This window comes from Halochromatium sp., from assembly GCF_046541315.1.
In the GTDB taxonomy this organism is placed as follows: Bacteria; Pseudomonadota; Gammaproteobacteria; order Chromatiales; family Chromatiaceae; genus Lamprobacter.
This window is the reverse complement of record NZ_JBKHDN010000133.1, coordinates 1-7,815: the sequence shown is the minus strand read 5'-3', so window position 1 is coordinate 7,815 and position 7,815 is coordinate 1. Positions and strand designations below refer to the sequence as shown.

Below are 7,815 nucleotides of genomic sequence, written 5' to 3'. Positions count from 1 at the left end.
GGCGTGCCGGACAAGGCCGACGAGATCGACGACGCCCTGCGCGGCAATCTCGATCGCTCGTTGCAGAGCCTCGATCCGGTCGAGCGCAATATCCTGCGCATCGGCACCTACGAGCTGTTGTTCAGCCCGGAATTGCCGGTGCGCGTGGTCATCAACGAGGCCGTCGAGCTGGCCAAGGCCTTCGGTGCCGAGCAGGGCCATCGCTATGTGAACGCGGTGCTGGACCGGGTCGCGCGCACGGCCCGCGCCGATGAGTTGGCCCGCAAGACTCGAGTATAACGGCCCGGTTTAAGCATCCGCTGTCACGCCGATCTCACCCTCCGATCTAACCGCGCCCGGCGCATTGCCAAGAGGACCATCGCGATGTCCGAATTCGAGCTTATCCAGCGCCACCTCACCGGCCTCGGCGCGGCGCGCGACGATGTCCTGCTCGATGTCGGCGACGACTGCGCCCTGCTCAGGGTACCGGCCGACCGCGAACTCGCGCTGAGCATCGACACCCTGGTCGCCGGCGTGCATTTCCTGCCCGAGACCGATCCCGGGGGGCTTGGTCACAAGTCGCTCGCGGTCGGTCTCAGCGATCTCGCGGCGATCGGCGCCGAGCCGGCCTGGGCGACCCTCGCCCTGACCCTGCCGACCGCCGACGAGGCCTGGCTGGCCGCCTTCGCGCGCGGCTTCGCCGAGCTGGCGCGCGCGGAAGACGTGCGTCTGGTCGGCGGTGACCTGACCCGCGGCCCGCTGACGATTTCCGTGCAGGTGCACGGGCTGGTGCCCCAGGGCCATGCGCTGCGCCGCGCCGGTGCGCAACCCGGCGATCTGGTCTGCGTCAGCGGCGCGCTCGGCGACGCCGGACTCGCGCTGCGTCATCTGCAGCGCGGCGAGCCGCTCGGCGACTACCTGCGCCAGCGCCTCGAGCGCCCGACACCGCGCGTGGCCCTTGGCGAAGTGCTGCGCGGCGTCGCCACCGCCGCCATCGATCTCTCCGACGGCCTGGCCTCGGACCTCGGGCATATCCTCAGCGCCTCGGCCTGCGGCGCGCGCATCGAACTCGACCGGCTGCCGCTCGCCGATCAGGTCGCCGGCGAGGTTGCCGCCGACAACGACTGGACGCTGCCGCTCAGTGCCGGCGATGACTATGAACTCTGCTTCACCCTGCCACCGACGCACATCGGCGAGCTGAAGGTGCTCGCCGCCGCCGCCGGTTGTCCGCTGACCCAGATCGGCGAGATCGAGGCCTGCCCTGGGCTGCGCTGGATGACCGCCGACGGCCATCGATGGCACCGCGAACCGCTCGGCTACGATCACTTTGCGGCCCAGGCAACGCCCGCCGGATAATGGCCCCCAAGCCGCCGATTCTTCTGTCAACGCCTTTCAACCTTCTTTAAGGAGACAACCGATGAGCACGACCTCCGACGCTGAACTCACCCCGACCTTTCAGCCCAGCCGTCCCGAGCACCTGATCGCCTATGGCTTCGGCGCCGGCCTCTCGCCGAAGGCGCCGGGCACCATGGGCACCCTGGTCGCGATCCCGATCTATCTGCTGCTCGCCAACCTGCCGGGGCTGGTCTACCTGCTCGCCGTCGCGGCGCTGATCGGCGTCGGCATCTGGGCCTGCGACAAGGTCGCCACCGAACTCGGCCAGGAGGATCCACCCGCGATCGTCTGGGACGAGATCGTCGGTTTCCTGGTGGCGATGGCCGCCGCACCAGTGGTCAGCCTGGCCTGGATCATCATGGGCTTCCTGTTGTTCCGCCTGTTCGATATCTACAAGCCCTGGCCGGTGAGTTGGGCCGAGAAGCGCTTCACTGGCGGCGTCGGCATCATCGTCGACGACCTGATCGCCGGCGCCATGACCTGGGTGATACTGACGGTCATGGCGATGATCGTCAGCGCCTCGCTCGGCCACGGCGTGGCGACGATCGCGCACTGATGCGCGTTTTGTCCCCTCCCTTGCCGCCCCAGCGCAGCCCTAGGCCCGCTCCAGCGGTCACCAAACAGCCGCTAGTGGCGCTCGGCAACCGCCCGCTGTCGCCGATCGCCACCCTCATTGCATGAGCGATAACCCACTCTATAGCGCCGAGGGTCTCGAGCGCCTGCCGCTGCATCTGTTCAGCGAAAAGGCCTACCTGGATTACTCGATGTACGTGATCCTGGACCGGGCCTTGCCGCACATCGGCGACGGACTCAAGCCGGTGCAGCGGCGCATCCTCTATGCGATGTCCGATCTCGGGTTGACGGCGACGGCCAAGTTCAAGAAGTCCGCGCGCACCGTCGGCGACGTGCTCGGCAAGTTCCATCCGCACGGCGACAGCGCCTGCTACGAGGCGATGGTGCTGATGGCGCAAGCGTTCAGCTATCGCTATCCGCTGATCGACGGTCAGGGCAACTGGGGCTCGCCGGACGATCCCAAGTCGTTCGCGGCGATGCGCTACACCGAGTCGCGCCTGACGCCCTATGCCGAGGTGCTGCTGGCCGAGGTCGCGCAGGGCACGGTCGACTGGCAGCCGAATTTCGACGGCACCCTGGAAGAGCCGAAGACGCTGCCGGCGCGGCTGCCGAATCTGCTGCTGAACGGTGCCAGCGGCATCGCCGTCGGCATGGCCACCGATATTCCGTCGCACAACCTGCGCGAGGTCGCGCGCGCCTGTATCCACCTGCTCAAGCATCCGCACGCCGACCTCGATGCGCTGATGCGCCACATCCCCGGGCCGGACTTCCCGACCGCCGCCGAGATCATCACGCCGCCGGCCGAGCTGCGACGGATGTACGAGAGCGGCCACGGTTCGGTCAAGCAGCGCGCCCGCTATGAGCTGGAACAGGGCGATATCGTCGTCACCGCCCTGCCCTATCAGGTCTCCGGCAGCCGGGTGATGGAGCAGATCGCCGCGCAGATGCAGGCGAAGAAGCTGCCGATGCTCGAGGATCTGCGCGACGAGTCCGATCACGAATGCCCGACCCGGCTGGTGCTGGTGCCACGCTCGAACCGGGTCGATGTCGAGCGGCTGATGTCGCATCTGTTCGCGACCACCGATCTCGAACGCGGCTATCGGGTCAACATGAACCTGATCGCACTCAACGGCCGGCCGCGCGTGATGAACCTGCGCGAGATCCTGTCCGAATGGCTGGACTATCGGCGCAGCACCGTGCGGCGCCGCTTGCAGCACCGGCTCGACAAGGTGTTGGAACGACTGCATCTGCTCGACGGCCTGCTGATCGCCTTCCTCAATATCGACGAGGTGATCCGCATCATCCGCAGCGAGGACGAGCCCAAGCCGGTGCTGATCGCCCACTTCGGCCTCTCCGAGGTGCAGGCCGAGTATGTGCTCAATACCCGGCTGCGCCAGCTCGCGCGGCTCGAGGAGATGAAGATCCGCGCCGAGCAGGATGCGCTGGCCAAGGAGCGCGATGGCATCCAGGCGATCCTCGGCGACGAGACCAAGCTGCGCGATCTGCTCATCGACGAGATCAAGCGGGACGCCAAGCAGTACGGCGACGAGCGTCGCTCGCCGCTGACCGAGCGACCGTTGGCGGCGGCGCTGAACGAATCCGAACTGTCGCCGAGCGAAGCGGTCACCGTGGTGCTCTCGGAGAAGGGCTGGGTGCGTCAGGGCAAGGGCCATGAACTCGATGGCGCAACGCTCTCGTACAAGGCCGGGGATCGGTTCCTCGCGGCGGCTCGACTGCGCAGCAACCAGCCGGCGGTGTTCCTCGACAGCAGCGGGCGCAGCTATTCGCTGCCGGCGCATTCGCTGCCCTCGGCGCGCGGTCAGGGCGAGCCGCTGACCGGGCGGCTCGATCCGCCGAAGGGGGCGAGCTTCGTCGCACTGCTCGGTGGCGACCCGGCGCAGCGCCTGCTGCTGGCCTCCGACGCAGGCTATGGTTTTCTCTGCACGCTCGAGGCCCTGATCGCGAAACCGCGTGGCGGCAAGGCGGTGCTGACGCTGCCGGACGGCGCGCGCGTGCTGCCGCCGGTGTCGCTGCCGAACGAGCCGGATGCGCGGATCGCGATCGCGACCAGCACCGGTCATCTGCTGGTCTTCGCCGCCGCCGAGCTGCCGGAGCTGACGCGCGGCAAGGGCAATAAGCTGATTGGCATCCCGAGTGCGCGGCTGAAGGCGCGCGAGGAGGTGGTCGCGGCACTCTGTGCGCTGCCGGCCAATGCGAGCCTGAACATCCACTGCGGCAAGCGGCACCTGACCTTGAAGCCGGCCGATCTGGAACACTACCGAGCCGAGCGTGGTCGCCGGGGCTTGCTGCTGCCAAAGGGCCTGCAGCGCGTGGACGCGATGCAGATAGCCTAGCGCGGTCGCGTGTGGGCCTGATCGGCGCGCCAAACGCGCCGACGAGTCCCGTGTCTACAGGTCCAGCTTGTCCGCGAGTCAAGGCACACGACGCGATGATCGCGCGCCCCAGGGCCCTCGCCCGTCACGCGCGAGCTGGGTCAGCAGTTCATCGTGCAAGCAGATCGAGCAAGAGGTCGGCGGCCTCGGCGACGCCAGTCGGCGCAACGGGCTCGGCGATGCCCTCGGCGAGCAGCTCAGCCAACGGCTCGCGAATCCCAGCGGCGGCGAAGTCGCTTGCGCTGACCTCGCGCAGCGGCACCTGCTCGGCGAGCCAGTCGACCAACCAGCGGCTCTCCGGCCAATCGCGGCGCTCAACCGACAGTACCGGGATACCGTTGCAGGCGGCCTCGGCGAAGGTCCCGTAACCGGGCTTGGTGATCAGCGCGTCACAGCTCGCGAGCACCTCAAGCACCGTGCCGCCTGCGGTCTCGATCGGCGTCAGGTCATCGCGCCCGCGCGCGGCATCGGCATTCGGACTCAGCAGATGCACGCCGTCCATCAGTCGCGAAGCGCCGCCGAGCCGCAAATGGCCGGTGCCACCGAACTGCATCAGCACCAGGGACTCCGTGGCGGGGCGCCCGACACGCTCGCGCAAGCGCAGCGGATCGCGCCGGCGCGGCTGCGCGATCGGCCCGATATCGCGCCCGTTCGGCAACCAGCGCATCGGCATCGAGGGCGTGGGCCGCAAGAAGAGGTCCGCGCCACTGTAAGCGCGCTGCATTCGCTGCGCGAAGGCTGTCGGTAGCCGATCGCCAACCGGGCTCTCGATCAGGATGTCGTACCAGCTCAACGAGCAGAGTCCGGCGCAGGCAATGCCCATCGAGCGGGCGACATCGAGCGGCAGCCAGGGGATGTCGGCGAGCACCAGATCCGGGCGCGTCTGCTCGAACAGCCGACGCTGTCGTGCCCGATGCGCCGGGTAGTCGAGGTCGAAGGCCAGATAGTCCGCCAGCCCGTCGGCCCAGCGCGTCGTCAATGGGCCGTCCATCGGCAGCGGCACATCGGCCGCGGAGGGGATATGGCGATAGCCCGCCGGCAAGCGGGCGTTGGCGAAGGCAGGGGCGATGTTGCCTTGCAGACTGATGCGAAGATCCGGGAGACGGCGCTTCAGCTCGCTGACGACCGGCGCGACCTGGGCCAGATGGCCGTAGCCATGGGCGGTCACGGCGACGAACAGGTGAGGCACGTCAGGCCTCGAGACGCTCGCTGAGCAGGTGGCAGCAGCGCAGCAAGGGTTTGGACACTTCGCCGGCCGCCGGTGGCGGCCGCTCAGCGAAGGGATGGCCGCGCTGGAGCGGAGGCTCGATCAGGCGAGCGCCTTGACGCGGGCATTCAGCCGCGATTTATGGCGAGCCGCCTTGTGGGCATGGATCAGCCCCTTGCCGGCAGCGCGGTCGATGACCGGGACGGCCTTCTTGTAGGCATCGGCGGCGCTGGCATGGTCGCCAGCGGCGGCAGCCTTCAGAACCTTCTTCATCGCGGTACGCAGGGTACTGCGTTGGGCGGCGTTGCGCTGGCGATGACGCTCTGCCTGGCGGGCGCGCTTGCGGGCTTGTACGGTGTTGGCCAAGAGTGATCTCCTAGGCTTGGCGGATCGGATAGATTCGTTGGCGTTCACACGCCTAGCCGGCTATGATCGCTCGCAAGGCGAGTCGTTGTCAATCCTCGGATGCGACCATCCGCAGCGAGCCGCAGGCCGTTTCGCATCGGCTCGCCTAACCGGATGTCCTGGGTTTGCTTGCCGATCGGCCGCAGAGCCGATCCGCAGCGCGCGTGCGATCCCCTATAATCGCGCCTCTTTGGCTCAAGCATTGCGCGCTCGCGCGTCCTCAAGAAGGCAGCACCCATGGCATCGCTGGCCGCGTCCATCGCCAAGGTCGGGAGCAATACCCTGCTCTCGCGCATCCTCGGCTTCGTGCGGGATCTCATCATTGCCCGTCTGTTCGGCGCCGATGCCGGCACCGATGCCTTCTTCGTCGCCTTCAAGATCCCGAACTTCATGCGCCGGTTGTTCGCCGAGGGCGCCTTCTCGATGGCCTTCGTGCCGGTGCTCAACGAGTACAAGACCCAACGCGGCTTTGCGGCCCTGAAGCGCTTCGTCGACGATGTCGCCGGCACCCTCGGGGCCATCCTGGTGGCGATCACCGCGCTTGGCGTGCTCGGCGCGCCGATCCTGGTGCTGATCTTCGCGCCCGGCTTCGCCGACGATCCGAACAAGCAGCTGCTGGCCAGCGACATGCTGCGGCTGACCTTCCCGTATCTGCTGTTCATCTCGCTGACCGCGCTCGCTGGCGGCATCCTCAATACCTACGACCGCTTCGGCGTGCCGGCCTTCACGCCGGTGCTGCTGAATCTATCGCTGATCGGCTGTGCGCTCTGGCTGGCGCCGCGAATGGAACGACCGATCATGGCGCTGGCCTGGGGGGTGCTGATCGCCGGCATCGCGCAGTTGCTGTTCCAACTGCCCTTCCTGCATCGGCTGCGATTGCTGCCCCGGCCCCGGCTCAGCCCGCGCGACGCCGGCGTGCGTCGCATCGTGCGGTTGATGATTCCAGCCCTGTTCGGGGTCTCGGTCACCCAGATCAGCCTGCTCATCGATACCCTGCTGGCGTCTTTCCTGGCCACCGGCAGCATCTCCTGGCTCTATTATTCCGATCGGCTGATGGAGTTCCCGCTCGGCATCCTCGGTGTCGCGCTCGGCACCGTGATCCTGCCCAAGCTCTCGCGCCAGCATGCGGCGCAATCCCCCGAGGCCTTTTCCCAGACCCTGGACTGGGCCCTGCGCTGGGTGCTGCTGCTCGGGCTGCCGGCGGCGGTCGGGCTGTTCGTGCTCTCCGGCCCGATGATCGCGACCCTGTTCTATTCCGGTGAATTCACCGCCTACGATGTCCTCATGGCCGAGCGCAGCCTGATGGCCTATTCGCTCGGGCTGATGGCGTTTCTGGGGGTCAAGGTTCTGGCCCCCGGCTTCTACAGCCGCCAGGATATGAAGACGCCGGTCAGGATCGCCGTGGTCGCGATGCTGACCAACATCGTCTTCAACCTGATCCTGATGTTTCCGCTCGGCCATGCCGGGCTGGCGCTGGCGACCATCATCGCCGCCAGCGTCAACGCGCTGCTCCTGTTCATCGTGCTGCTCAAGCAGGGCATCTATCGGCCCCTGCCCGGCTGGTGGCTGCTGCTCGCCAAGGGTCTGCTGGCCAGCCTTGCGATGGGCCTCGCGCTCTGGTGGCTGAGCGGGCCGACGCCGTTTTGGACCGTCTGGGATTTTGGCGAGCGCCTGATGCGCCTGAGCGGGCTGATCCTGATCGGTGGGTTGAGCTATCTGCTGCTTGCGCTGGCATTCGGCATTCGGCCGCGACATCTGCTCCGGATGAATCCGGCGGCCTGATGCCGGTGCCTTCATCATCGCCACGGTCGGCATTCACGGGTGCCCGAAGACACCCCGCGACCGGCGCGAGCATTGGTCATC

At 67.6% G+C, this 7,815-nt stretch carries 7 protein-coding genes; 5 read left to right on the top strand and 2 right to left on the bottom strand.

Annotation, left to right across the window (positions count from 1 at the left end; all coding sequences use genetic code 11):
* From nusB to parC, 4 genes are all read left to right on the top strand, one after another.
* A partial coding sequence (nusB, locus tag ACLFQI_RS09605) for a transcription antitermination factor NusB (protein ID WP_410758846.1) occupies positions 1-279 on the top strand: 279 nt, incomplete at its 5' end.
* Positions 280-363: 84 nt separating this feature from the next.
* Entirely contained in the window at positions 364-1,335 is a 972-nt protein-coding gene (thiL, locus tag ACLFQI_RS09600; RefSeq protein ID WP_410758844.1) for a thiamine-phosphate kinase, read from the top strand.
* A 61-nt stretch (positions 1,336-1,396) separates the two neighbouring features.
* Entirely contained in the window at positions 1,397-1,930 is a 534-nt protein-coding gene (locus ACLFQI_RS09595) for a phosphatidylglycerophosphatase A (protein ID WP_410758842.1), read from the top strand.
* 121 nt (positions 1,931-2,051) lie between these two features.
* A complete protein-coding gene (gene parC / locus ACLFQI_RS09590) occupies positions 2,052-4,301 on the top strand; it encodes a DNA topoisomerase IV subunit A (RefSeq protein ID WP_410758840.1) in 2,250 nt (749 codons plus the stop codon).
* A gap of 148 nt (positions 4,302-4,449) precedes the next feature.
* Here parC and ACLFQI_RS09585 read toward each other — a convergent pair whose 3' ends face one another.
* On the bottom strand, positions 4,450-5,529 hold the full coding sequence (locus ACLFQI_RS09585; protein ID WP_410758838.1) for a hypothetical protein: 1,080 nt from the start codon (positions 5,527-5,529) through the stop codon (positions 4,450-4,452).
* A 120-nt stretch (positions 5,530-5,649) separates the two neighbouring features.
* Entirely contained in the window at positions 5,650-5,913 is a 264-nt protein-coding gene (gene rpsT, locus ACLFQI_RS09580; RefSeq protein ID WP_410758836.1) for a 30S ribosomal protein S20, read from the bottom strand.
* Positions 5,914-6,189: 276 nt separating this feature from the next.
* Between rpsT and murJ the strand changes: the two genes are divergently transcribed.
* Complete coding sequence (murJ, locus tag ACLFQI_RS09575) at positions 6,190-7,734, top strand: murein biosynthesis integral membrane protein MurJ (protein WP_410758834.1); 1,545 nt, start codon at positions 6,190-6,192, stop codon at positions 7,732-7,734.
* The last annotated feature ends 81 nt before the right edge of the window (positions 7,735-7,815 follow it).

Excerpts from the sequence above, each read along its gene's own strand:
- thiL (WP_410758844.1), top strand. The coding sequence starts at position 364 with ATGTCCGAATTCGAGCTTATCCAGCGCCACCTCACCGGCCTCGGCGCG.
- ACLFQI_RS09595 (WP_410758842.1), top strand. The coding sequence starts at position 1,397 with ATGAGCACGACCTCCGACGCTGAACTCACCCCGACCTTTCAGCCCAGC.
- parC (WP_410758840.1), top strand. The coding sequence starts at position 2,052 with ATGAGCGATAACCCACTCTATAGCGCCGAGGGTCTCGAGCGCCTGCCG.
- murJ (WP_410758834.1), top strand. The coding sequence starts at position 6,190 with ATGGCATCGCTGGCCGCGTCCATCGCCAAGGTCGGGAGCAATACCCTG.